The organism is Thalassotalea sp. PS06, from assembly GCF_007197775.1.
Classification (GTDB): Bacteria; Pseudomonadota; Gammaproteobacteria; order Enterobacterales; family Alteromonadaceae; genus Thalassotalea_A.
Genome location: NZ_CP041638.1, coordinates 2,602,829 through 2,627,132 on the forward strand (window position 1 = coordinate 2,602,829; position 24,304 = coordinate 2,627,132).

At 43.5% G+C, this 24,304-nt stretch carries 23 protein-coding genes; 6 read left to right on the plus strand and 17 right to left on the minus strand.

Translation table 11 applies throughout. From position 1 onward, the window contains the following. Nucleotides 1-290: 290 nt before the first annotated feature. Complete coding sequence (locus FNC98_RS11535) at nucleotides 291-500, minus strand: cold-shock protein (RefSeq protein ID WP_143581378.1); 210 nt, start codon at nucleotides 498-500, stop codon at nucleotides 291-293. 612 nt (nucleotides 501-1,112) lie between these two features. Here FNC98_RS11535 and FNC98_RS11540 point away from each other — a divergent pair. Together FNC98_RS11540 and FNC98_RS16980 are read left to right on the plus strand one after the other, a co-directional pair. Next, nucleotides 1,113-1,379 carry a hypothetical protein gene (locus tag FNC98_RS11540; protein WP_143581379.1) on the plus strand — a complete coding sequence of 89 codons (267 nt, stop codon included), beginning with the start codon at nucleotides 1,113-1,115 and terminating at the stop codon, nucleotides 1,377-1,379. Between the two features lie 523 nt (nucleotides 1,380-1,902). Continuing rightward, complete coding sequence (locus FNC98_RS16980) at nucleotides 1,903-2,154, plus strand: hypothetical protein (RefSeq protein WP_143581380.1); 252 nt, start codon at nucleotides 1,903-1,905, stop codon at nucleotides 2,152-2,154. 240 nt (nucleotides 2,155-2,394) lie between these two features. Here FNC98_RS16980 and FNC98_RS11550 read toward each other — a convergent pair whose 3' ends face one another. The 4 genes from FNC98_RS11550 to FNC98_RS11565 all read right to left on the minus strand — a co-directional run bounded on the left by FNC98_RS11550 (nucleotide 2,395) and on the right by FNC98_RS11565 (nucleotide 6,089). Beyond that, nucleotides 2,395-2,835: a hypothetical protein gene (locus FNC98_RS11550; RefSeq protein ID WP_143581381.1), complete on the minus strand. Its 441-nt coding sequence runs from the start codon at nucleotides 2,833-2,835 to the stop codon at nucleotides 2,395-2,397. Nucleotides 2,836-3,154: 319 nt separating this feature from the next. Beyond that, the gene (locus FNC98_RS11555) at nucleotides 3,155-3,502 is read right to left on the minus strand and encodes an MGMT family protein (RefSeq protein ID WP_143581382.1); all 348 of its coding nucleotides are present in this window, start codon (nucleotides 3,500-3,502) and stop codon (nucleotides 3,155-3,157) included. Nucleotides 3,503-3,792: 290 nt separating this feature from the next. After that, nucleotides 3,793-5,370, minus strand: a complete 1,578-nt coding sequence (locus FNC98_RS11560; protein ID WP_143581383.1) for an FG-GAP repeat domain-containing protein — start codon at nucleotides 5,368-5,370, stop codon at nucleotides 3,793-3,795. 29 nt (nucleotides 5,371-5,399) lie between these two features. After that, nucleotides 5,400-6,089 (minus strand): SDR family oxidoreductase, encoded by a 690-nt coding sequence (locus tag FNC98_RS11565; protein ID WP_143581384.1) that lies wholly within the window; start codon nucleotides 6,087-6,089, stop codon nucleotides 5,400-5,402. Between the two features lie 137 nt (nucleotides 6,090-6,226). On the opposite strand from FNC98_RS11565, the gene FNC98_RS11570 reads away from it, so the two are divergent. The 4 genes from FNC98_RS11570 to FNC98_RS11585 all read left to right on the plus strand — a co-directional run bounded on the left by FNC98_RS11570 (nucleotide 6,227) and on the right by FNC98_RS11585 (nucleotide 11,650). After that, on the plus strand, nucleotides 6,227-7,807 hold the full coding sequence (locus FNC98_RS11570; RefSeq protein ID WP_143581385.1) for a glutamate synthase-related protein: 1,581 nt from the start codon (nucleotides 6,227-6,229) through the stop codon (nucleotides 7,805-7,807). An 82-nt stretch (nucleotides 7,808-7,889) separates the two neighbouring features. Next, the gene (locus FNC98_RS11575; protein ID WP_221932883.1) at nucleotides 7,890-9,755 is read left to right on the plus strand and encodes a DUF3604 domain-containing protein; all 1,866 of its coding nucleotides are present in this window, start codon (nucleotides 7,890-7,892) and stop codon (nucleotides 9,753-9,755) included. 78 nt (nucleotides 9,756-9,833) lie between these two features. Beyond that, nucleotides 9,834-10,676, plus strand: a complete 843-nt coding sequence (locus tag FNC98_RS11580) for a peptidyl-prolyl cis-trans isomerase (protein WP_143581387.1) — start codon at nucleotides 9,834-9,836, stop codon at nucleotides 10,674-10,676. Further along, nucleotides 10,676-11,650: a HupE/UreJ family protein gene (locus FNC98_RS11585; protein ID WP_143581388.1), complete on the plus strand. Its 975-nt coding sequence runs from the start codon at nucleotides 10,676-10,678 to the stop codon at nucleotides 11,648-11,650. The genes FNC98_RS11580 and FNC98_RS11585 overlap by 1 nt, the downstream gene beginning before the upstream one ends. Nucleotides 11,651-12,090: 440 nt before the next feature. Here the strand turns inward: FNC98_RS11585 and FNC98_RS11590 are convergent, their stop codons facing one another. The 12 genes from FNC98_RS11590 to FNC98_RS11645 all read right to left on the minus strand — a co-directional run bounded on the left by FNC98_RS11590 (nucleotide 12,091) and on the right by FNC98_RS11645 (nucleotide 24,213). Continuing rightward, nucleotides 12,091-13,062: an AgmX/PglI C-terminal domain-containing protein gene (locus FNC98_RS11590; protein ID WP_143581389.1), complete on the minus strand. Its 972-nt coding sequence runs from the start codon at nucleotides 13,060-13,062 to the stop codon at nucleotides 12,091-12,093. After that, nucleotides 13,062-13,613, minus strand: a complete 552-nt coding sequence (locus FNC98_RS11595) for an ExbD/TolR family protein (RefSeq protein ID WP_143581391.1) — start codon at nucleotides 13,611-13,613, stop codon at nucleotides 13,062-13,064. Before FNC98_RS11595 ends, FNC98_RS11590 begins: the two co-directional genes overlap by 1 nt. Next, nucleotides 13,613-14,173 (minus strand): ExbD/TolR family protein, encoded by a 561-nt coding sequence (locus tag FNC98_RS11600; RefSeq protein ID WP_143581392.1) that lies wholly within the window; start codon nucleotides 14,171-14,173, stop codon nucleotides 13,613-13,615. The genes FNC98_RS11595 and FNC98_RS11600 overlap by 1 nt, the downstream gene beginning before the upstream one ends. A 14-nt stretch (nucleotides 14,174-14,187) precedes the next feature. After that, nucleotides 14,188-14,829 (minus strand): MotA/TolQ/ExbB proton channel family protein, encoded by a 642-nt coding sequence (locus FNC98_RS11605; RefSeq protein WP_143581393.1) that lies wholly within the window; start codon nucleotides 14,827-14,829, stop codon nucleotides 14,188-14,190. Between the two features lie 114 nt (nucleotides 14,830-14,943). Continuing rightward, a complete protein-coding gene (locus FNC98_RS11610; RefSeq protein WP_143581394.1) occupies nucleotides 14,944-15,321 on the minus strand; it encodes a hypothetical protein in 378 nt (125 codons plus the stop codon). Beyond that, nucleotides 15,314-16,051 carry a tetratricopeptide repeat protein gene (locus FNC98_RS11615; protein ID WP_143581395.1) on the minus strand — a complete coding sequence of 246 codons (738 nt, stop codon included), beginning with the start codon at nucleotides 16,049-16,051 and terminating at the stop codon, nucleotides 15,314-15,316. Before FNC98_RS11615 ends, FNC98_RS11610 begins: the two co-directional genes overlap by 8 nt. Further along, complete coding sequence (locus FNC98_RS11620; protein WP_143581396.1) at nucleotides 16,038-18,920, minus strand: tetratricopeptide repeat protein; 2,883 nt, start codon at nucleotides 18,918-18,920, stop codon at nucleotides 16,038-16,040. The genes FNC98_RS11615 and FNC98_RS11620 overlap by 14 nt, the downstream gene beginning before the upstream one ends. Further along, nucleotides 18,920-20,980 carry a tetratricopeptide repeat protein gene (locus FNC98_RS11625; RefSeq protein WP_143581397.1) on the minus strand — a complete coding sequence of 687 codons (2,061 nt, stop codon included), beginning with the start codon at nucleotides 20,978-20,980 and terminating at the stop codon, nucleotides 18,920-18,922. The genes FNC98_RS11620 and FNC98_RS11625 overlap by 1 nt, the downstream gene beginning before the upstream one ends. Before the next feature lie 21 nt (nucleotides 20,981-21,001). Then, entirely contained in the window at nucleotides 21,002-21,538 is a 537-nt protein-coding gene (locus tag FNC98_RS11630) for an AraC family transcriptional regulator (protein ID WP_143581398.1), read from the minus strand. Nucleotides 21,539-21,730: 192 nt separating this feature from the next. Next, a complete protein-coding gene (locus tag FNC98_RS11635; RefSeq protein WP_143581399.1) occupies nucleotides 21,731-22,258 on the minus strand; it encodes an outer membrane beta-barrel domain-containing protein in 528 nt (175 codons plus the stop codon). A gap of 225 nt (nucleotides 22,259-22,483) precedes the next feature. Then, nucleotides 22,484-22,831, minus strand: a complete 348-nt coding sequence (locus FNC98_RS11640; protein WP_143581400.1) for an SH3 domain-containing protein — start codon at nucleotides 22,829-22,831, stop codon at nucleotides 22,484-22,486. Between the two features lie 215 nt (nucleotides 22,832-23,046). Beyond that, a complete protein-coding gene (locus FNC98_RS11645) occupies nucleotides 23,047-24,213 on the minus strand; it encodes a nucleotide sugar dehydrogenase (RefSeq protein WP_143581401.1) in 1,167 nt (388 codons plus the stop codon). Nucleotides 24,214-24,304: the final 91 nt, after the last annotated feature.

Sequence of the window (24,304 nt, forward strand, 5' to 3'; positions counted from 1 at the left end):
AGGGATTTAAAAGCTTAAGATAAAAGCCACTTTATAAAAAGTGTTCTTTGAGCTGGTGAATTGAATCTAAGTTTTTGTTTGCCGTCAGTATCGTTGAAAGTGACAGTGTTCTTATTTACCGCAACTTCTGATATTGGTGGGTTTCGATAATAACAATTTGAATTGCCGATTAAAAAGCGCATTCATTTCCTTATAAAATAAATTGTGTACCTCTAATTGAGTATAAGAAGCAATTATTGCAAATAGATGACAAGCTTAACGTTCGTCAAGCTTGTCATTAAATTCGTCTGTTAGATAACAGTCACGTTAGCCGCTTGTGGGCCTTTTTGACCTTGTTCTACAACAAATTCAACCTGCTGACCTTCCGCAAGGCTTTTGAAACCATCGGAAACGATTGAACGAAAGTGTACGAACACATCTTTGCTGCCATCAGTTGGTGTAATAAAACCAAAACCTTTAGTTTCGTTGAACCACTTTACAGTACCTGTAGTTTTAGACATAAAACTCTCCTATTAAATAAAATTATCAATGTGCGTAAGTTACGCATGTTGCTAAAAAAGAACTAACTTAAGCGAATAGCTTTAAACAATGATTAAGGAGAGAAACAAATAGTGACTAACTTTAAACTAAGACGTAGAAGCGATGATCGATTATCGGGTAGAACATTTTAACGAGGTGAAGTCTAACATGTGATTCGCTGATTTACCATTTATCGTACATTTATTTTACATTGAAAGCTTTTTACAAACAGCTTATGCAGAATTTGCCTTCCATTCTGCATTGTCCGCAGGCATCGTTTTTCGATGTCTGTCAGCGTCCGAAATTTCTAATTTTGGACTGTCAGCGGTCTGATTTTATCGGACCGTCACCCTTTCGATTTCTAACGATTAGTCAGTATTCGAAAGAAATCGAATGTCGCCCTTAGTCATTTTGTTAAAAACAAAATGACGCCAATCACCACGGATACTCTTGCTGGTTGCGACAGAAACCACCATTTGCCCCCTCATCGGGTAAGGTTGCCAGCCATAGTGGCGTTGTTGCGCTTTGCACTGGGGTTAGCGGCACACTAGCTCAAACGAAAACTGTCGAATAATACCAATCCCATTAAATTAGTGGATATCATTCACAACCAAGCGGATCATAACGCTCTATTTGCTCTTTATGACCGACAACGTAAAGACCTGGCAGTAGAGTTTGTGCAAAAGCATACCATCGAAAATAAAAAGCTGATGGAATCCACCGACCCCAATATTCAGGAAAAACGCCAGCAGATGTTTATGGAAACCGCTGCAGAACCCAAAAAGGCCAGAGCCTTTATGATGGAGCGTGCCATGTTTAATTGCCTGAGCAATTCATTGACGGTGAAGCAATCGAAATAAGCACAGGGAATGGCCAAACTTTGTTCGTAAAAAATTCTGCTGTACGGGGATAAGAATGATTGGCGAACAATTGTCGGTGAACAATTGCTCTAAGGGTGACTACTTCGCCTGCTGGGCGGTTGAGAGGTGGAGACTTCGTCGGTGGAGTTGCGCTTGCCAAGCGGTTATGGGGTGAGGACGTTGTCGAAAGAGCAATAGATTTAGGCTCTTCGTTGTCACCTTAAATTCGCGTTGTATGCGGATTTTGACACCTGCTTGAAAGTTGTCCATTTCAAGCTGACACCTTTAACCGTTGATAAGTTAAAGAAACGGTTAAACCCTAATTTGACACCTGCTTGAAAGTTGTCCATTTCAAGCTGACACCTTTAACCGTTGATAAGTTAAAGAAACGGTTAAACCCTAATTTGACACCTGCTTGAAAGTTGTCCATTTCAAGCTGACACCTCTTTACCTGTCAAATCTGTTATCATCCAACAACTAATTTTCTGAATTCTATCGTTTGACTTCTGAACGCTAATTTCTTATGGCTAAACCGAATAAAAGACTGCCAACCAAAACCGTAAAAGTGATATGCAGTAACTGCAATCAGCTATTGTTCAAATACAAAAAAGGTGGCACTGGTGCCCTGATTAAGTGCTTTAAAGAAAGGATTATTGAGGATAATACCCAGCAACCAGGAATATGTCCCAATTGTCAGACTGAGTTCGCCAGGGATACTCTGGTTCGGGGCACACCAGCGTTTAAGATTATTGGCACTAAGGCGAAGCAAAGGTAGCTCAGAACCAAACGTTGTTTGGTTCTGTAAAAGAAAACAGACTAGCGTCGAGAGACAGAACCTTTTCGTTGTCAGGTTCAAGGTGACAGATTAACATCGAGAGACAAGTAGGTTTTGGCTCTTCATTGACACCTAAAGCGACTCACATGTCGCTTTTGACACCGCTTGAAAGCTTTCCATTTCAAGCTGACACCTTTTAAAGATTGAACCTTTAAGGGAAACTTCAACGGTTCATTGCCTTTATCTTACAATCGCAATCTGATTTTCAGCGTGATCGATGTAGCTGGCGTAGTTATCCAGGATTTCCTGAGCTTTTTCTTCTGAGCCGGCGATTTCATTTAAGGCTTTGCGCCAGGCCATACCATTAGGGTTTTGCTCCCAGGTCATGTCCTCAACGCCGTTCTCCATATGCCAAACCACGAGCAAATCGTAATCGCCGGTATGCATCTCCATAACTACTTCTGGCATTGGTGTTTTGGCTTTTTCCGAGGCCTTTTTATAGTAATCACTGATGATTTTTAATGCAGCGTCCCGTTTACCTATTTTATAGGTAATTTGCACAATGTTTTTCCATTTAACGCTTTCATCATAACGCTTGCCTTCTTCAGCACTAGCAGACGTTAAAGTCAGTGTAGTGGCGCAAATGATAGAGCCCGCCACGAGCAGTAGTTTCTTCAACATGGAATCGTTCCTCTGTGTATGTTTGATAGATTCACAAGTAAATAATCAGCGGGTACAGGCAGAAGACTCACCGCCACGGCAAGTACAACCTTGTGAAGTTTTATGACAACTTTGTTACAACATTATGAAATACATATAGAAATGTAGACAAAAAAGGCGGGGATTTCAAAATCAGCTAACGCAGATTTTTGAAACTCCCAGTGCACAGTGCACAGACGACAGAATTCAGAAAAAGCTCACTTGCCAAGATTTCCGCAGTCTGCCATCCGCTGTCTGCCGTCCAGAGATTTTGGCTCTCATTCAAAATCTCGAAGTGTTTTTAAAACGGAAGTGCTAATAACTCACCGAGATCCGGTTGCCATTGAAATTCGGCTAGCTTAACTTTACCGCTAAGCACGACAACGCCCTCTTCCTGCAATCGTTTAACCTGTTCTTGATAACCATCAGAGCCTTTGGGGAGGGATATTTTACCCTGACTATTTAACACGCGATGCCAAGGTAAATTGTGCGCTTTGGGTGCCAGTTTTAAGGCTCTACCAGCCAACCTCGCGCGACCAGGCAATCCTGCTAAATCTGCTAGCTGACCATAGCTCACCACTTTACCCGGTGGAACGAGCGTCACCAGGATCCAAATGCGTTGCAAGTTGTTATCATTGATAGTCGGCATGAAATTAACAAAACAAGGAAACAGTGCACAGACAACAGACTAAAGTAAAGAGCAAACTTTCCAAGATTTCCGCTGTCCGCTGTCGACTGTCCGCTGTCTACAGTCTACCATCTAACTGAAAGCATACTTGCCAAGATATCCGCAGTCTGTCATCTGTTGTCTGCCGTCTAAATGAAAACATACTTGCCAAGATATCCGCAGTCTGTCATCTGTTGTCTGCCGTCTAAATGAAAACATACTTGCCAAGATATCCGCAATCTGTCGTCTGCAGTCTGCCATCTAAAATTCATCTATTTCGCACTAACAATCAGCAAGTCGTCATGATATTGCTCAGCGTCCTCATCGCCATAACGGACGAGTAACTCTTCTTTGCCATCCAGGTTCAAATCATCTGAGCTTAACAAAACGCCATTTTTTGGCAATGGTAGAGAAAACTTCTGCGCTTTACTGGCAATGTATTGATCACCATTGACGCCAGCGTAGATTTTCAACTTATCCTCATCAGCGCTGAGGATCAGTTCTTTGTAGCCATCACCATTAAGGTCCGCAAGCTTCACCACAGGGGCGCCGCTCTTTCCGGTAGATAAACTAAAGGTAAGTTCGACTTCCTTACTAATGCTTTGCTTGAACAAGCCTGACTGACTGTCCTGAACATAAATCAGCACATCCTGATCGACACTACCGCTGAGTAAAGCACCGATGATCTGGGATACAGATATATCAAAGGAAGACATTAAAACTTCCTGACGCGCGTCACGATTTAAATCGACAAATTCGATATCACCCACGGTTCCGTCGCTTGCCAGAACCGTATTCGGCTGCTCGGAATAAACAACCTGGTTATTCTTTACCTGCCCCAAATACACCTGGTAATCGTTGCTTCTATCAAGAACGCCTGAGCTGGTGCTATGGCGAACTATCAGGTCGGTGATACCATCGCCGTTGATATCTTCCATGCGCTCAAGGTTTTTGTGATCCAGGTTACTTTGATCCAGATTCGAGCCATCAGCATTACGGGTATCCCACCAGTTTTGCCCGGAGATCTGCGAATTGATCGAAACCACAGTTGGCTCCAGAGAAAATTCAGCGTTATCTTTGGCGTAATGAACCAACAAGTCGCCATCATTAACCCAGTTAATATCTACCTTGCCATCCTGGTTCATGTCGGTCAAAAACCACTTTCTCTGGGTATAGCTAACGCTACTTTCAAAAACTTCAACAATCGGCGTAACTGGGATTTGCTGATTAACGTATGACACTTGGGCTTTGCCGTCCTCGCTTGCCTTGTCCTCATTTGCTTGAGTGGAAACGTATAAATTGATGCCTTTAAAATCGGTCAGTGCAAAATCCGGATGATTATCCCGATTCAGGTGCTTAACGAAATTAGCGCGTTTTAAATAGTTCGATGAATCCTTAATGACGATGGATTTGACATCAAGTTTTGGGTGATAAGGTTGAGAAGCGTCTTCAGGACGTAATTCAACAACTTGATCAGAGGTTAAAAAGTACAGGCGGTTGAGAGCCGATTTATCCGCTGCTGCAACGCCTTGCTGAAGTTTTAATTGCGCATCGGTATCAAAAGAAAAGAATTGACTATCTATGGGTAGGTGGCGAAAAAGCTCATATTCGCCAGAGCGTTCATCGACGGCAAAAATCGCCAATTGTCCTTGCCCGTCATTTTCACCAATTAAAATAATTTCTTTGCCGGGGTTGGGTAGAAAATTCCCGCGGATAGGATCCTGAGAAATAGAAAATGGCGCCGATATGGTTTGCGATTTCAAACTTATCGATTCCGCCTGCGCACCGCCGGCAATCGCCATTGCCGAACCCGCGACTAACAACTTACCTGTATCCAATACTTTCATCATGTTCCTGTCCGTAACTGTTTTCTGGATCACTACCAGGGTAAAACTTCTCCATTGGAGTGTCTGAATACTCCGCTGCCTTCTAGGTTTAGCTCATCCATCAGACCGACCAACCGCTCGGCGGCGACCTCAGCAGAAATATCACCGCGCCCGTTGACCATATCCGTCTGCACATATCCAGGATGATAGATACCAACCGCTATACCTTTAGTATATAAGTCTTTTGCTAAAGACATGCCGGCAATATTCAAAGCCGCCTTTGACATTCGGTATCCATAACGTCCACCGGATGTGTTATCGGCGATAGAGCCCATTCTTGAAGTAATAAGAGCTATCTTGCTTCCTTCGCTTAAATTTGCCTGCAATGCCTGACAAATCATCAATGGCGCTAATGCATTTACCCGAAACTGTTGTTCAATTTGCTTAGGGTTAAAGTCTTGCAACGACTCGTCTCTTAAAATACCGGCATTGTTGATCAACAGATCAATATCAATTTCAGATAAACGCTCTTTAAGTACCATCACATCGTCTTCGTTAGCAACATCAATATCTTGAATTATCTCAACATCGTATTCATTGCTCAGTTTCATAAGTTCTGCCGATGGCTTTCTACAAACCGCAAAAACACGATTATTGCGATGCGCAAAAATACCCGTCATCGCTAATCCGATCCCTCGATTTGCCCCTGTGATAACGATTGTGTTCGCATTTGATTTCAACATGATTTTTGCATTCCTTAAAGCATTAATACGTAAAGATTTATTTCATGAATTCTAAGGCAAAACGGCGATGCTTGTTAACTGCTAAATGGTAAGAAAATTTATCTATACTGTATAAAACGCCAAGCAAAGGATTTCCTATGACCAAACCTGTTATCGCCAATATTGTCCCTGCTAAAGTTTCATTAACCACGGAAAAAGACGTGTATTTTTGCGCTTGTGGTTTATCGGCGAACCAACCATATTGCGATGGTTCCCACGCATCGACAGATATTACGCCGATAAAGGTGGGGGTCGATAAAGATAAAACCGCTTATCTATGCCAGTGCAAACAATCGTCAAACCTGCCTTTCTGCGACGGCACTCATAAACAATATAGTGACGATGACATAGGCAAACCTGCAAAGTCTGAGGGCACTGATATCAGTAGTTCACTCACTTCCCTTGATGCTTCTGAACAAAAACAACCCAAAGCGAAACCCACCCCAGAAGAGCCTACGGTTGCTTATATTCATGAGTTAGCTAAGCATGGCTTAACCAAAACCGGCCACCACGGGCCTATGGTGGCCATGGGGGTTCCAAAATCGCAATTACCGAAGTGGGATGATATACAAATCATGGTTGCCCAGCTTGCGAAAAAGCCTTTGCTTGATGATGCCAATGTAGAGACCGAACTGGTTATCGGCAAACAGGCAAAAAAACCACTGCGCTTGTCCATTCCGCTATTCGTGTCAGATATGAGTTTTGGTTCTCTATCGGAAAATGCCAAAGTTGCGCTAGCTAAAGGCGCACAGCTTGCTGAAACCGGAATATGCTCTGGCGAGGGCGGCATGCTGCCGGACGAACAAAGAAATAATGACCGATACTTCTACGAATATGCCAGTGCGGGTTTTGGCTACGATGAAGAAAAACTTAAGAAGGTCCAGGCATTTCACTTTAAGGGTGGCCAGGCAGCGAAAACCGGTACCGGTGGCCACTTACCCGCGGACAAAAATACCGAATCAATTGCCCGTGTTCGTGGTATCGAAGCGGGCACCGATGCCATATCGCCGGCAACGTTTAAAGATTTACACACCGTCGATGATTTTAAAGCCTTTGCCAACCACGTTAGGGAAATTACTGGTGGCATCCCCATTGGTTTCAAATTAAGTGCCAACCATATCGAAGCCGATATTAAGTTTGCTGTCGAAGCCAGCGCCGATTACATCATTCTGGATGGCCGGGGTGGTGGTACCGGCGCGGCACCGGCACTGTTTAGAGACCATATCAGTGTACCGACGATCCCGGCATTAGCCAGAGCCAGACACATACTCGATAAAATTGGCGCCAGTGACAAAGTCACCCTAATTGTTACCGGTGGGCTGCGCACCCCCAGTGATTTTGTAAAAGCCCTGGCACTGGGCGCCGATGGTATTGCCCTGGCAAATTCTGCGATGCAGGCAATTGGCTGTGTAGGTGCCAGAATGTGCAACCTGAATAACTGTCCCGCAGGTATTGCCACCCAAGATCCAGAACTCACCAAACGCCTAGATGTTGAAACTGGAGCCGAACAACTCGCCCGATTTTTCACGGCATCCACTGAGCTTATGAAAATCATGGCGCGGGCTTGCGGTCACAATCACCTTAATCAGTTTAATAAGTACGATATTGCCAGCTGGAACAAAGAACTGTCTGAGTTGGCTGGAATTGAGTATGGAGGCGTAAAATTGACAAGAATGTGATGGGGCCACCTGTTTGTGGCGAAAAAATTCACGTTAGATGTTGAACTATACTCTAGATAATTCTGAATTAATAGAGCTACCTATGAAAATTTCCACACCATTAAACGCCATCTTTGTCGCTATACTGGTCGCTTGTCAGCAAAGTGCAATTGCAAAAGATAGTGATTATCCAGCCAACGTCTATTTTGGTGATACCCATAACCATACCGGCAATTCGTTTGACGTTTATCTTTTTGGGACGCCAAGTTCAACTCCTGAAACTGCATATCGTTACGCAAAAGGAGAAAAAATCACAAATCCCACAACAGGCGAACAATGGCAAATTAATACTCCATTAGATTTTCTCGTCATTGCCGATCATGCTGAAATGCTGGGCAATATGCCGCTACTATTCGATGAAAACTTACCTTTACTGGCCGAAACCAAATCTGGCAAGGCGTTCCTGAAACTTGGAGGCTCGAAGTCAGAAGAAGAGTTGCTCGAGGTTTATTATGAGCTGCAGAACGCTAATGATGGCAAAGAAAACAAATTAGGGCTGACGGCTAAAGAGATGGCGATGGATTTACATGCAGGAGAAAAGCGAAGAACGGCATGGGAGCGTTACATTAGTGAAGCGGAAAAACACAATGACCCCGGTAATTTTTCAGCGATTATTGGTTGGGAATGGACTTCGAATACTAAAGGCGCCAATTTGCATCGGGTCGTTTTCCAATCGCAAGATGGTGATGTCGCGAAAAAATATCTTCCATACAGCACTTTTGAGAGTGACGATCCTGAAGATTTATGGGAGTGGTTAGATTCAACGTCTAAAGCCACCGGTGCAACCTTTGTAGCCATCCCACACAACCCCAACATCAGCCGTAATCGCATGTTTCCAACCGAAAGAAATAATGGCAAACCGGTTGATAAATCCTATTCTCAAGCTCGATCAAAATGGGAACCTGTGGTTGAAGTCACGCAAATAAAAGGTGACTCTGAAACTCATCCTGATTTATCGCCAAATGATGAATTTGCCGATTTTGAAACCTACACCTTTGTGCTTACGCCGGACGGTTCTTTAGCAGAGCCGGACAAAGCCGATTACGTACGTTCCGGTTTATTACGTGGGTTAGAATTTCAATCACAGCTTGGCGTTAACCCATATAAAGTAGGAATGATCGGCAGCACCGATGCACATACTGGCATTGCCGCGGCAGAAGAGAATAACTTTGCCGGAAAAGGTCAGCATGACTCGAAACCTGAAATCAGAAACAAGCCAACTGGATTAGGAAGTTCAAAGGGTTGGGATATGGCCGCTGCAGGATACGCTGCAGTGTGGGCGAAAGAAAATACTCGAGAAGAGATTGTTGCAGCTTTTAAACGTAAAGAAGTCTACGCCACGTCAGGACCCCGAATCACATTAAGATTTTTTGCTGGTTATGACTTTGATAGTGATAATTTAGACCCTCAATCTCTCGTTAAGCAAGGTTATCAGAACGGCGTCCCCATGGGAGGCGACTTAACTCCGCAGAGCGACAAATCTCCCACCTTTATGGCATCGGTTCTGAAAGCGCCCGATGGCGCCAATCTGGACCGTATGCAAATTGTCAAAGGATGGCTGGATGAAAAGGGCGAAGCCAGAGAGCGTATTTATGATATTGCCGTGTCTGACGGTCGTTCAATCAATGAAGAAGGTCGATGTACAAAAGAAGTTGGCAATACGGTTGATCTAAAAACCGGCAAATACGAGAACAGCATAGGTGCTCAGCAATTTACAGTAGCCTGGGAAGATCCGAATTTTAATCCTGCTCAACATAGTTTCTATTACGTACGCGCCCTGGAGATCCCCACCCCGAGATATTCATTGTTAGATGCTATCAAGCTAGGTATCGACTACAAGGAAACCAATCAGCCGGCTACCATCCAGGAGAGGGTGTATAGCTCGCCAATTTGGTATACCCCCAATTAACCCGTTTTTCGACCCGTGAGTGCCCTTTAAACAAGGGCACTGAATTGAGTAACAACTTGCTAAGACAATTTGAAGATTATGATAAAAACAATACTCCGAGACCCATTATCCCATTTCATTGCTATCGCCATTGCTTTGTTTGTCATTTTTGAGGCGTTGAATCCGCAGGCTCCTGAAGATGTAAATACTATCGTCGTCAGCGAAGGTCGGGTTGAACAACTACATCAACGTTTTGTAAAAGTCTGGCAGCGCACACCGACCCAGGAAGAAATGGACAACCTGATAAGCAATTATGTGATGGATGAGATCTACGCCCGGGAAGCAAGAAGTTTGGGGTTGGACAGTAATGATGGAGTTATCCGCAAAAGGCTGAGGCAAAAAATGGAGTTCATGATCCAGGATATCGCTGGAGCATCGCCGCCCTCAGACGAAGAGCTTAAGCGCTTTTTTGTCGAGCACCAGAAAAAGTATCAACAGCAGGGTGCATTCAGTTTTTCTCAGGTATTTATGAGTCATGACGTACCACAAAAGAACATCAGTATTTGGGTGGAGCAACAGCAAAACCGAATCAATAAAGGACTTGAACCGGAAGGCTCCTCATCGTTGTTGCCCAAAGTTTTACAGAAGCAAAGGAAAAGCCATATAGCCAGACAATTTGGCAATGATTTTGCCCAAGCGTTATCGGTGCAACCGTTTAAGCAGTGGACCGGTCCCATTCGTTCTGGATATGGCTTGCATTTCGTATATATCAATGACGTAGAATCAGGTAACCTACCCGACTTTGCCGTCGTGAAAGATAAAGTGCTGGCCGACTGGCGATACCAGAAAAACCTCGAGCAGCAACAAGCTTTTGAGGAAGAATTACTAAGTCGCTATGACATTAAGGTAAGCAGACCAACCTTAGTTGCCGGAGACTATTGATGCGGCTATTCATCTTCACATTATTGATTACTATCTATGCACAAGTCGCCAGCGCCGATGACATGCGCCCTGCATCGTTAACGATTCAACAACTAAATAATAGTACCTTCGAAGCGGTATTTAAGGTTCCGGCAAGGGATGGCGCCAGGTTGAAGCTTGATGTGCAACTCGATGAAAATAGCCGTCAACTTGGTTTAGTCAGCGGTCAGTTTATACGTCAGGCATACATTACCAGCTGGAAATTTGAACGTCCTGGCTTGTCTGGTTTGGAAATAACCATTTTAGGGCTCAGGGACAATTCTGCCGACGTGCTGCTTCGCATTATTGACGCTCAAGGGCGAGTTATTACTGACGTATTAAATGCTGACCTACAAAGCTATAAGCTGAGCGATGAACAAAAAACACAGAATACCTTCGTGACCTACATGGTTCTGGGTATTGAGCACATTTTAATTGGTTTAGATCATTTGTTATTTGTCGCCTGCTTAATTTACATTTCCCGCACAGGTAAAAAGTTGTTGCTTACCATTACTGGTTTCACAATTGCTCACTCCATCACCCTTATTCTCGCCAGTACTGGCACTGTTTATGTTCCTATCGCCCCGGTTGAAGCTGTTATTGCGTTGAGTATCGTATTGCTCGCCTGGGAAATTTTGAAAAACAAACAAAATAGCATAACCCTGAAGTATCCAGTGGCCGTTTCTTCGAGTTTTGGCCTGCTACACGGTTTTGGCTTTGCGTCGGTGTTAAGCGATATCGGGTTACCCGAGGACGAAGCCTGGCAGGCGTTGCTGAGCTTTAATGTTGGCGTAGAAATTGGCCAGTTATTGTTTGTGGGAGCATTATTTGCAGGTTTCCTTCTGTTAAGGCTTATGATGAAAACCTTAACCTTAGATAAGCTGCGGTTTGTCGTAGGCTACTTTTGCGGATCTCTGGCGATGTTTTGGGTGATTCAGCGGTTGGCGGCATTCTGACGCGAAGCTCTGGAACATAAAATCAGAGATTTTATTTCGGGTACGCCAATAAAAGATATTGGCTTCGAGAACGCAACCTAAATCGTTGCTCCGGGTACGTGAATCAAGATTCACTCCGAGTTATGGTCCGTCTAGAACCCGTAATAATCTCCAATTTTAAGCACGCGGAACATGGTTCCGCTCCGAGTACGGGTAAAAAACACCCTTCGAGCACGTGAAATTGAAAATTTCACTCCGGGTACGTAACTCAACGAGTTACTCCGAGTGAAAGTGCTCGTTACCCGGAGCGGCGCTTTTTTGCCGCGTACCCGGAACAATCTTCGATTGTGTACCCGAAGAGACGTTTTCTGTCTCGTACCCGGAACAATCTTCGATTGTGTACTTTTCATTGGCATAAAAAAACCGGCGATTAAGCCGGTTTTTTAATGTAATCATCCGCTCTAGAACGGTAAGAAGTTAAACGTGTACGATAGTTTCGTTTCGTTTACGTCTTCCGGGCCAAAGTTTATCAACTTGATACGTGCAAGCAGCTTGCGTTTGAACTCATCAAGATCAATTTCACTCGAAGCAATATCTGCCAGAGTTACTGTACCGTCAGGTTGAATGATCAAGTTAACCGTAACTTTACCTTGTAAACCGGGTTCAGAGCGTAATGCACGGCGATAAATCGCATATAACGCACCTTTGTTCTTGTCGAACGTACGGCGAATTGATTCCGTGGTACGCGCACCAGATAACATCTCTGATTCACTCTGTGCTGCTACAGCGGCATTACCACCCGTAGGCATCACTTTCGCAGTAAATTCAGTGCTGCTTCGGCCGGCAAGTTGCGCACCCTCACCTACGTCTGTAGATAGCGTTGCGTTACTTACACCACCGGATGTGCCTTTGGTTTTACCTGCCAGAATCACGCGCTGTGTCTGCTCTGCGTTACCACCTTCGTTAGTTAGGTTTTCGCTTTGCAGATTACCCATGTCTAACTGATCACGCATTTCGCTTAACTCATCAGACAGAGCTAAAAGACCAGAATTCTTTGCTTTCTCCTGAGCTTTTTTAACCTTATCGTCCTTCACCACTTCTGGCTTAGGTTCAGGTTTTGGCTCTGGTTCCGGCTCTGGTTTTGGCTCTTCAGGCTCTGGTTCAGGCTCCGGCTCTGGTTCAGCCTCCGCCTGCAATTCTGGAACTGGCTCTATCTTAGGAGGAACAACTTCTACCTTTCGCTCCATGATCCGTACCAACTGCGGAGGAATCTTTTCCTTTTCTTCCCGGGTCTGCTCCGGCAGGGTGATCAACGATACGATCAACGTAAAGATCAGAGTCAGGGCGAGCATAACTCCGGTAATACGGTTAAAGGTTTTGTTGTCTTCCCCTAGTCGCCAGTGGATCAGCACAGGATTTTTTTGACTGCTCACTACTGTCCTGCCTCCCCGGTTTCTGCGGCCTGAGCCTCTTCAAGCAACGCATCTGTATTGGCATATACCTGCTCTACTGCCAGAGAAATATTGGTATAGCCCGCAGAAGCTGAGGTTTGCATTACTTTTTTCAATAACGCATAAGGAACCGTTTTATCCGCCATAATGTTGATGGATAATCCGTTTTCCAGCTCGTCTTCTGTCAGTTGCTTGCGATTTTTCTGATATTCCAACTCATCATTTAAAGATTCAACAATAACGCCTTCCAGCGCCATCAATTCCTCTACAGTAATAATTTGTCGGCCTTGAAGAATCACATTATTGGCATTAACCATAATTAACAGATTTTCCTCAGCAGCTTCCTCAGAAACAGACTCAGGCAATTCCAACTGTTTATTGGTTTGCAATACTTGCACATCAGATGCATTCACCATCAGGAAGAAAACCAAAATTGTGAATATATCCATCAAAGAAACAAGGCTTAGTTTTGATACTTTCGAGTTTCTCTCGTGATGACGTTGCATGCGTTTGGCACGTAATGACTGTTTCATTATTCATTACCTCCGGCTGCAGCTACACCTTGAGTGACTAACTCAGGATTTTTTAGCATTGGCGCATCACCAAGGGAAATATCCGGAAATAACTCGGCATCAACAACAGACGCGACAACAACAGCCTTGTAGGAGCGAGATTTGTCCATAAGGGTTACGATGGTCTGATAGTCAATATCTGGCTCTAACAACAGGGATAAATCGCGTTTTTCGATACCTTGTTTTGCCAATAATTGTTTCACTTGCTTGAGCGTCGCCACTAAAGTTTCATAATCATACCCTTCCTCATTGGAAGGAATATACTTGAGCAAATAAGACTGCGGGTAATAAACCTCTATGGCATCTTGTCGAACCATAATTTCCAGGTTTTTCACCTCTTCGTCATTTTGCTCCGTCTGCTGGGCGGGATCTGCTAAATCCGGCAGCTTAAGATCCAGAACGGTAATATGGGAAAATACCATCATCATCAAAAGCACCGGCACCAGAACAATCATCAAATTCATAAATGATGTAATGTCTAGTTCAGCATCCTCGCGCTTAATTCGGGGCTTTCTTAGCATTAGTAAGGCCCGCCTTATTGTGCGTTTTGCTTAGCCGCTTTATCTTTACTGATGATGTTTAGGAATTTGACACCAGCCATTTCCAGGTTATCAACAATCTCAGTAGTTTTGGTTTGCAATACCGAGTGAAGCAACAACAATGGAATTGCGGAAATCAGACCGAATGCCGTTGTGTTCATCGCAACAGAGATTGACTCTGATAGTAACGATGCCTTCTCTGCCGGATCTGCAGAAGCTACTGCAGAGAATGCTGCGATTAGACCGATAATGGTACCAAGTAGACCTAATAGAGTTGCTATGTTAGCTAATGTGGCTAAATAAGAAGTGCGTTTCTCTAAACGAGGCACAACTTCCATCACGCCCTCTTCCATCGCGTATTCGATCTCACCGCGATCGGTAGTGTCTTTCATGCGGTTTACACCGGCAGAGAAAATACTTGTGATAGCTGATTTGTCAGAAATACGGCCAATAGATTCGAAGTCTTTGCGCATTAATAATGGTTGGATAGATTTAAGCGCCTTGCCATTTAGACGAGATGCTCGGCTTAGATAAATTGCACGCTCCAGTGCAATTGCAAGTCCTATTGCCAGTACCACCGCAATAGGAAACATGAAGGTACCCCCTTCCTGGAAGAATCGAATAATTGTCTCAAACATAGGTCCTCACCTTTTTGTTCTGTTATCTGAAAATACACCATAACGCACTGACAAATACGTTAATTTTTTGATTTATTAAAAAAGCGGACTAACGACCGCTAAAGTCCATTTTTATTATTGTTGGCTCTGCTTAAAGTACACGATTTCCCGATTCAGAGTCTCGGCATCTAACGGACGAAACACCTGCTCGATTTGGCTGGTGATTTCGGTAGAAAGCGTGCCGGCTTGCTCCGGGTTTTGCCATGGTACAATAGACAAAACTTTAGGTTGCTCCTTGTTTCCAACAATTGTCGTTTCCAAGGTAATAAAGCCACTACTAGTGGGGGTGGTAGTAACCGAAGTATTTGATGATGTTGTAGGTGTTTGCTCTACCACATCATCGGTTGATTCGTTCGCTTCAGCCTCTTCCTGCGCATAACTGCCAGTACTGACAAGGGCTGTAACAATTAATAAAGCAATTGGCCTTATGTTTGTAGTTATCAACTTAGCCATTATTGTTTCCCTTCTGCAAGGCTGATAATTGCGCAGAACTATCAGCAATCCAACCATTCACTTTGCGGTTCTTGCTATCGGTAAGAACCTGATAGGTTTGATAATGCTGAATTGCACCAGCTTTATCTCCAAGATAAATATCCAGAAGAATACCTAAGTTGTGGTGCGCAGGAGCAAAAGCAGGCCAACTGTCTATAGCTGCCAGGTAATGGGCTTTAGCTGCCTCAAATTGGCCGAGTTTTCTTAGTACTGTGCCCAGTCTGTTATGGGCGAAATAATTGAACTCATTAGCACTAATGGCTTGTCGATAATATACCTGTGCAAGTTTCAGGTTGTTATCTTTAAGCGCAATATCACCTAACTTCAGTTTAATTCCTGAAAGGTTTGGGTGATTGATGGAGATTTTTTCCAAGGCTTTTCTGCCATCAGTAATTTCACCACCATCCACTTTAGCCATCGCCGCTTTGATCTCCTGAGACAATGGCGGTTGCACCTGTACCGCGCTTTGCTTGTACTTGTTAGGGAGTGCAATCAAACGCAGGTATTCTTCACTTTTACCGTCGTTTAACTTCGCCTGGCGAGCTTCTTCTTCAAGTCGTTGTTGCTCGGCAAGAAGAGCAGCTTCCTCTTCAGGGCTCATCGCACAACCAACCATAACAAAAGGTAGGGAGCATAAGAGTAGCCAGTGACGAATGGAATAGCTACGATTTTGGGATTTAGTAAAATTCATCAACAACCTCTACAATCACTTCCTGCTTATCGTAACGACCTGGCAATAACTTACTTAATGCAGTGAAACTTTCCTGAATCCATTCGTTATACATACCATTCCAGCTACGCTGAACGTTTTGTTCATGAATTGCGATGGCTTTATCTTCGAATGGGAACGCCTGCTCTTCTAACAAGATATCGTATTGCTCAAGCTCTAGTTCATCTAATCCTTGCGGGCGTTGCGAATTCATTAAATCACTCGCCAGCTGATTGTAAATCGCACCAATTTGAAAATTAGCCTGAGTGGTAAAATCCGCGACACCGTAAGATAAGGTTTTGTTGTACTCCGCTAATGCCGTATCAAGCAAGGCTCTTTTCTTTTTAAGGCTATTCGCCAATGGCAGAGTAAGCTTGGTCTGAGTGAACTTATCCATGGCCTGTTCAGCGAAGGTAATGGATGCCATCGCAGCAAGGTATTTGGAGCGGTTACTTCTGTCTTCACCGGCTTTGCTGTCAGAGGCAATAAGTTTCTTCAGCCAGAATTCACGTTTCTCATTATCACCGTTTTCACGATAAAATTCGCTCATCTTGTACTGCGCTTCCATATTTACAGAAAATGGTTGCGGGTAGGTGTGTGCGTATACGCGATAGGAGCGTAATGCCTGATAACGGTTACCGGCTTTTTCATAGGTTTCAGCGGCCAACCATAGCATTTCGCGAGTTTCTTCACTCTGTGGTTTTTCCGCCCAAATCATCTTCAGATAGTTAGCAGCCTGTTCCCATTGTTCAGTCTGCTGGTAAGCAAATGCTAACTTAGTTAACAGTTCTTTAGACAAGCGATGGTTAGGATACAGAACTCTGAATTCATGTAACTGATCAATGGCTTTGTTCCAGGATTCCATTTCCAACAGGTACGTGGCCATATCGTATTGTGCATTTAAGCGAATTGGTGAATCTGGGGTTTTACGAATAATTCTCGCAAAGTGATCGACAGCTTGCTGCAACTGTTGCTGGGCAATGGCCACTTCCGCCTGGCGATAAATACTTGCCGCTAGTCTGTCATTGATATCGCTATAGCGTTTTTTATTGTGATCGTACTTAACCAGCAAGCGCTCGTAAGTCAGTTCCGCATCTTTATAATCTTCCATGGCAAATTGGCTGTGACCAATTACCAGCAGGGCTGAAATGCGCTCTTCCAACGTTAATCGAGGATCATTTTCCAGCGCATTGTTGGCATACAATAAGGCTTTCTCGTATTCACCCTCACGGAAGAACTCCTGAATAATGTCGTTCTGAACCATGGTGGAACGAGGATCATTGCCATAATGCAGGATAAACTGCGCTTTAAATTCCTGCAGCAAAATATTATTTTCAGAAATCGCCGGAGCTGAGCGTAACTGCGCCAGCAGTTTTTCCTGACTAAGAATCAGGGCATAAGCGGCTTCAGCACCGTTCGGATCGTCTTCTTGCTGGTAAGCAACTTTCTCAAAATATTTAGCCGCCAGACGATATTGCTCAGTTTCATAATAACTTTCGGCAAGGTAGAACATGATTTCGTTTGAACGCTCATGGCCCGGAAAGTTTGACAGGAATAATTGATACCATCGAGCTGTCTGCTGATAGGCTTGTTCCATCTCTTCAAGCTGTTGATTGCTTGGGCTCGATGCTGCGGAAACAATGCGTCTCTTGGCCTGCGCTTCAGCATGGGCGTTTTGCGCAATTTCCTGCAACAAATCCATCAGCACAGGGGTGATTTTCTGTTTGTTAATTTCAGACTTATCGTTCCAGTATGGCGAATTTAATTCGTAAGCCGCAGCGAATTTGAGCTTCTCCTCCATCAGTTGGGTAGGGAAATTACCCAGAACTAATGCATCCATTTTCAGTTTCGAAAACCAAACTGAGCCCGGATGATTTGGATTACGTTTAACAAACTCGTCGTAAACATCGACAGAGTCGGTGTAGCGCTGCTTCTCAAGATAAAAATCACCGAGCGCCTGGTAATTTAGGTAAGTATATGGACGCTCACCTAAACGGTCGTAATGAGCGGCAATTGAATCACCACCACCTTCCGGACTATACGAGAAGATAAGGGTCATGACTTCAAAGGTTTCGCGAAGTAGCTGTTGATCACCCTTCGGGATTAACAACGCCATTTCATCGATGCTCCAGATATTATCAAATTCGGCGATAATCAAAGCGTCAAGTAATCGGGTAAAAGATACTAATGCCTGGTCATCGGCTTCCATCTTGTATAAAGACCAACCCTGCATATACAGGCCGATATGATAAAACGGATTATTTTCATGATTCGCAACAACTTCGGTGTAGCTCTTTAATGCGTCACTATAGCGTTGTTGAGAAAACAGAATTTCAGCGCGTCTGAATTCCAGTTCCAGCATATAAGGGTTGCCAGGATGTTCCTCAATCAAACGCTCAATGGTGTTAAAGCTTTGTTGCTGTTGGCCCTGCAGGTCATAAGCTTTAGCAAGTTGATACAGTAAACGGTCATTACCAACACCACCTGGGTTTTGGTCGATCATATCATTCAAGGCGGCAATGGCTTCATTGTAATATTGATTGCCAGGGCCACCATTTAACTGGGCTTCTTCGGCTTCAAGAAGCTCCAATATCGCCAGGCGCTGACGAATATTGGCTTTAATATCTTCGGGGATGTCGAGTTTCAATACATCATGAAACGCCGATTTCAGATCACTGGCTTCTAACTTCGGCAATTCCATTTTCACTAATGGTGAAGGTTGTAAATCCAGCTCAGCTAACGTCGAACGACGCTCTCTCGCATCAGCGATTCTAGCGTCTTCTTCGTTATAGCTGGTACAGGCACTTAGCAATACAGCGGATACAGTAAGAGCTAATAGGCTTTTGTTCATTATTCCTGACCTCCACCTGAGTTCGTATCGTTAAACTCATTATCTTGTTGGAAACCGGCGTTTTGCAGGCGGACAATAGCCAGTTGTGCCTGTTGCACATAATGATCGATATCTTGTAATTGTGTGGTCAAACTCGTTTGTAACTGAGTTTGCATATCCCGGGTAATTTCTGAACGAACCAGAAGCGCATCATTCAGTTTACCTTGCAGTTTTGCTCGCAGGTTATTAATTGGCGTTAACTCAGTTGCACTGGCTTCCTGATAACGTCCAGCGGCTATAACCGTATCAAATTTGTCACTAGCACCCTGATTATCGAGAAAATAATCACCGAGTTGCCATAACAATACACCACCGATTCGATTCAAGCGCTGAAGATCCTGTTTATATTCTTCAGACTCTTTATCAACACCGACCTGGTTCTCAAACGATTCGGTTAACTGACGATAACGAGCTAAATCTTCGAGTAGCTTTGTTTGTTTAGCTTCGACTTTGCTGTCTTGATAAATACGCCCCTGGTGAGTTTGCCATTGGGAGTTAAGACTATCACTATGCTGCACCAAGCTTGTCATAAACGTTTGGATGCGTTGCTGATTAACTTGTTGCTCGGCCTCAAAGGACATATCCAAATCTTCGGTTAGCGTACCGTAATAGCCCTCCGCTAAGGCATCAGCCCGTGATTGCCATTCAAGAAGTTGGGTAATGATTGCATTGACGTCTTGTAAATCTTTTAGCTTATTCTGAAACGATTTACTCGCAGCGAGTTGCGCGCTGTGCAATTGTGGCGGCAAGGTTAGGGAGACATCCGCCCCCTTGAGGCCACGACGTTTGTTTGCTTCTGCCACATCAATACTGTGTTGCACAACCGAATCGAAAAACGCTTCACTTTTCACCATATTCAAAGCGCCAATGGTAATGGCCTGTTGTTGGTTAAAGTGTTGAAGGGCGTTATTAAAAGCCGTATGCGCTGATTGCAGATCGTCGAGTTGTTCGTAGCCATACGCGACGGCAATAAATGCTTCTCGAACGAAAGGAGACTGTAACGTCTGGCCGGTTAATTGTTGCCATATTGCAATGGCTGCATAGTACTCATTCTTGTTAGCCATGGCCCAGCCATAGCCTAACATTGCGGAATGGGTATCGAGATTATTCTGAGTCACCTCTTTGAACGACGCTACTGCCTGGTCGTTCATACCTTGCTGGATATAAAGGTAACCCATCGCGACATTGGCGCGGTCGCTTAACGCTTCACTTTCGTCAGAAACAGGAAGCTGTTTTGCCAGGGCGACAGTTTGCTTGAAATGCTTGATGGCCTGATCAAGGTCGCCAAGTTCAACCCACTTAACCGCTTCGTTAAATGTGATATAGCAATGGTAAACAGATTCGGCCGGGATATTGAGACGGGCCTGCCCCACCTGATCCATTTTGCCATTAGCAATATGCATTTGCGCGAGCAGGTAGTAATAATCATCCAGCATGTAATCTGGTAAATTATCACCTACTTTCGAAAGGGCTTGTGTAGCACCGTTAACGTTTTGTTTGGAAGCAAAGCTTTTCGCTAACAGGAACCAGGCGCTATCACGATACTGAGGATCTTCAATCGCATTTAACGATTCCTCAAATTTACGAGCAGCATCACTATTGATGTCGAAATGGAGATTCAAGCCTGCAGCAAAGAGTTCACCATTGGCGGTAACGGCCTCACCTAACTCTTTTTTACCGAGGCTCAGCTCAGTCAGCGCGTCAAAATAATTACCTTGGTAATATTCGTAGGCTGCAAGAGACGTGGATAAATCTAATTGATTGGTGCGAACTTTGTGCTCTTGCAATTGTTCAGCAACGGTAGTGCCTTCTTGATCAGCTGCCACCTGGAAAGACATGGTGGAGGCTGATATTGCAGACAATAGGACAAAGCCCACTTGTCTGGCACATTTAGACAGGGAAAAGGAATCGCCGTTAGATAACAGATTATCTTTTCGGCTATGTAAACACCCTTGGGTCAAAAACTGCTTAATTTTGCGTGGAGTGTCCGCTCTCGATTTTGAATACTGCTGATTTCTCATTGGTATGCTCGTAAACGCTTGTTATCTTTCAACAACTTCAAAGATCGGCTGTAAGGATTGAGTCGAATAAGACACTTTCAGCTCAATCGCTTTGGCAGTACTACCTTTGTTGAAATCCAGACTTGCGGCACGCTTATAAGGTTTATTATAGCCGTCAACACCAGTAAAGAAAGCAACTAGCGTGTGATCGCCCGGAGAAATATTCCCTAAAAATACACGCTGGATTCCACCTTTATTTAACGCATTGATTTGTCGGGATTCGTACTGGCCTGATGAAATCACTTCGCCATCCAGTTTAATTTTTAAATTTTCAATGAGGAACTGCTCTCGGGTATTAAATGACAAATAAATGGAAATTTGTTCAACGTCAGGATAAAGCAACTTTTCTTCGAGCAGGCGAAGTTCCGTGCTTAAATCGACAATTTGCGGTTTGAGAACTTCCAACGGTTTGTTGGTCGTTTGGGATTCATTTTCGGATTGGGAAAATGCCTTAAAGGGTGCTAAAAACGGCAACACAAGCAACAACAGCATTGCCATTTTTTTATTATTGTATTTCATCGGTTAACCTGTTCACGAATTAAACGGTTTGTTATTAGCAATAGCGTATATAGCTTAACGTAACACTATCGACCCATTTAAAACAACCGTGCTTTTAACCAAAAACTCCTGTTTTTATAGAGCGGTTAATGCATTTCCATTTTTTACAACAGCTTACAGTTGTTTAGAAATCTCTAAAAAAATGACACTCGTTTAAAAATAATAGCCAAGACCGACCGCGGCTTCAAAGTCAATTGCCCATTTATCTCGATCACCTTCAATTTGATGGTGTACATGGCCGCGTAAGTCAAAGCGTACATTTAAGTCATCAGTAATCATAATCCGGTAGCCACCGCCACCAACGACAGTGTTGTGAGCTCCAGGGCGATTTTCAAAATCGGACTTACCGCCACCGAAGACTAAATAGGTAGCAGTATTGTATCGATAGTTTTGAGTTAAGAATAATTGCCCCGGAAACTGATACCCCATCACTGCATCGTAATAGGTAACACTGTTAGCATGCCCTGATACACTGTAAGAGGCCTCAGCAAAAATATTTTCGGTGATATGGAAAGCAAAGCGCAGCCCGACTAGACCATTAGTAGTTACCTGGTCAACACCAGCCAAACCCAGGAAGCCTGAAATTTCAAAATCTTTGGAATGCATTTCAATAGTCGGCTGACCTATTACCGGGTCGATTACCGTCGTTTCGACGTCTTCCTCAGCAATGGCTTTTGTCATGGTTGTGACCGAAAGCACTAAAATTAGTGAAAGCTGGATAAATCTGCTTTTAAAGGTATCCACTGAAATTTGCTCCTGTTATTCGTGTTCTTAGTAAAGCTTTAATAGTAACGATACGGCTTATATTCGAAGTGCCGTGAATAATACGCTATTCACGTCACTATACATTAATGATAAAAAGCCAACAAGCGGGGGGCTTGCAAAATCTCTTTTAATTATAATCAGTTATTTAGATAAATTGGTAATAAAATTTTTCACTAACGAAGGGTTATAACTGACGGGGTTCCCTTCTTCATCGAGCGTAGAAGCCAATGAAGATTCCGCAATCCACCCTTCCAAGCCACTTTCTGTTTGTACTTTAAACCAACCCGTGCGACGGTTGGTCAAAACCATCCATTCATCTTTCTCGGCAACATAAAAGATTGGCGTTTCACTTGCTGGTCCAAGGTGGATATTTATAAACTCGCTGGCGACTCTAACCTGAGGTCCTTCTGCGGCCGAAGCTTGTGTTGAAAGCATGAAAAAAAACGATGCCACAATTAGTGATACCATTGATTTAATTTTATTATTCATAATCGATTACCTAACAGTTTGCGCTTAACGCCAAATTAGACCTGAACTATAACCTGGCCAAGAGTTTATGGAACTGCTGGCGATGCCCACAGCCTTCATATGTAATGACGTTATTACTCAACTGAACATTAAAGCAATGACGCTAAATTATCTAGTTTTTTCTCTGAAGAAAATTATTTTCTGATTGAATTTACACGCCTATGGGATATGCCTCACTAATCCAACCCAAATAAATCTCTCGTATAAACTTTTTCATCGCAACACAGCAAATCTTGATGCATCCTGTTTGCCAGCACAATATCAGATTTTCTGATAAAGGCGTCTAAGTCATTGACAACTTCTGAATGAAAAAACTCTTCATCCATTAATGCCGGCTCGTAAACAATAACTTCAATACCTTTTGCTTTAATTCGCTTCATGATTCCCTGTATTGAAGACGAACGAAAATTGTCTGAACCTGTTTTCATAATTAATCGGTAAACGCCGACAACCTTTGGAGATTTTTTTATGATGGAGTCAGCGATAAAGTCTTTTCGGGTAGAATTCGCGTCAACAATAGCTCTTATGATGTTATTAGGTACGTGCTCGTAGTTCGCCAGCAATTGCTTCGTGTCTTTGGGCAAACAATATCCACCATACCCAAAAGAAGGATTATTGTAATGATCTCCAATTCTTGGGTCCAAGCATACTCCCCTAATTATTTGGCGAGAGTTTAAGCTTAAAGATTCTGCATAGGAATCCAGTTCGTTAAAGTATGCAACTCTCATTGCTAAATAGGTGTTAGCAAACAATTTGACTGCTTCTGCTTCTGTAGAGTTTGTATATAGGACCGGGATATCTTCTTTTATCGCACCTTCTAGCAAAAGGCTTGCGAAAAACTCCGCTCTATCAGATTGTTCTCCGATGATTATTCTCGAGGGATACAGGTTATCAAACAATGCCCGCCCTTCTCGTAAAAACTCAGGAGAAAAGAAGATATCGTTACTACCCAGCTTTTCTTTTAGTTTTTCAGTGAAACCGACGGGTACTGTCGACTTTATTACAATAATGGCTTGTTGATTTATGGAATAAATTTTCTCGACAATAGATTCTACGGAAGACGTATCGAAAAAATTACAAGACGGGTCATAATCGGTCGGCGTAGCTACGATAACGAAATTGGCTCTAGAAAAAGCATCAACAGCATTCGTTGTTGCACTAAAACAAACGTCATCTTTCGTTAAATACGTCCTGATTTCCTTGTCTGCAAAAGGACTTATTTTGTCATTTAATAGATCAACCCTTGTGTGGTCGATGTCATAACCGACCACAGTATTATTCTGCGCCAACAATAAAGCATTAGACAATCCAACAAATCCCAATCCCGCAACGGCTATTTTCATATTTAACCTTCCTAAGCAAAACTCCGGGTGCTTACAGCCTGATTCCATCACATGGAATTATGTTTACTTTTCGATAAAACATTTATCAAAA

Coding starts and splice junctions, on each gene's coding strand:
- FNC98_RS11535 (WP_143581378.1), bottom strand. CDS start 500: ATGTCTAAAACTACAGGTACTGTAAAGTGGTTCAACGAAACTAAAGGT.
- FNC98_RS16980 (WP_143581380.1), top strand. CDS start 1,903: ATGGCTAAACCGAATAAAAGACTGCCAACCAAAACCGTAAAAGTGATA.
- FNC98_RS11550 (WP_143581381.1), bottom strand. CDS start 2,835: ATGTTGAAGAAACTACTGCTCGTGGCGGGCTCTATCATTTGCGCCACT.
- FNC98_RS11555 (WP_143581382.1), bottom strand. CDS start 3,502: ATGCCGACTATCAATGATAACAACTTGCAACGCATTTGGATCCTGGTG.
- FNC98_RS11560 (WP_143581383.1), bottom strand. CDS start 5,370: ATGATGAAAGTATTGGATACAGGTAAGTTGTTAGTCGCGGGTTCGGCA.
- FNC98_RS11565 (WP_143581384.1), bottom strand. CDS start 6,089: ATGTTGAAATCAAATGCGAACACAATCGTTATCACAGGGGCAAATCGA.
- FNC98_RS11570 (WP_143581385.1), top strand. CDS start 6,227: ATGACCAAACCTGTTATCGCCAATATTGTCCCTGCTAAAGTTTCATTA.
- FNC98_RS11575 (WP_221932883.1), top strand. CDS start 7,890: ATGAAAATTTCCACACCATTAAACGCCATCTTTGTCGCTATACTGGTC.
- FNC98_RS11580 (WP_143581387.1), top strand. CDS start 9,834: ATGATAAAAACAATACTCCGAGACCCATTATCCCATTTCATTGCTATC.
- FNC98_RS11585 (WP_143581388.1), top strand. CDS start 10,676: ATGCGGCTATTCATCTTCACATTATTGATTACTATCTATGCACAAGTC.
- FNC98_RS11595 (WP_143581391.1), bottom strand. CDS start 13,613: ATGAAACAGTCATTACGTGCCAAACGCATGCAACGTCATCACGAGAGA.
- FNC98_RS11600 (WP_143581392.1), bottom strand. CDS start 14,173: ATGCTAAGAAAGCCCCGAATTAAGCGCGAGGATGCTGAACTAGACATT.
- FNC98_RS11605 (WP_143581393.1), bottom strand. CDS start 14,829: ATGTTTGAGACAATTATTCGATTCTTCCAGGAAGGGGGTACCTTCATG.
- FNC98_RS11610 (WP_143581394.1), bottom strand. CDS start 15,321: ATGGCTAAGTTGATAACTACAAACATAAGGCCAATTGCTTTATTAATT.
- FNC98_RS11615 (WP_143581395.1), bottom strand. CDS start 16,051: ATGAATTTTACTAAATCCCAAAATCGTAGCTATTCCATTCGTCACTGG.
- FNC98_RS11620 (WP_143581396.1), bottom strand. CDS start 18,920: ATGAACAAAAGCCTATTAGCTCTTACTGTATCCGCTGTATTGCTAAGT.
- FNC98_RS11625 (WP_143581397.1), bottom strand. CDS start 20,980: ATGAGAAATCAGCAGTATTCAAAATCGAGAGCGGACACTCCACGCAAA.
- FNC98_RS11630 (WP_143581398.1), bottom strand. CDS start 21,538: ATGAAATACAATAATAAAAAAATGGCAATGCTGTTGTTGCTTGTGTTG.
- FNC98_RS11635 (WP_143581399.1), bottom strand. CDS start 22,258: ATGACAAAAGCCATTGCTGAGGAAGACGTCGAAACGACGGTAATCGAC.
- FNC98_RS11640 (WP_143581400.1), bottom strand. CDS start 22,831: ATGAATAATAAAATTAAATCAATGGTATCACTAATTGTGGCATCGTTT.
- FNC98_RS11645 (WP_143581401.1), bottom strand. CDS start 24,213: ATGAAAATAGCCGTTGCGGGATTGGGATTTGTTGGATTGTCTAATGCT.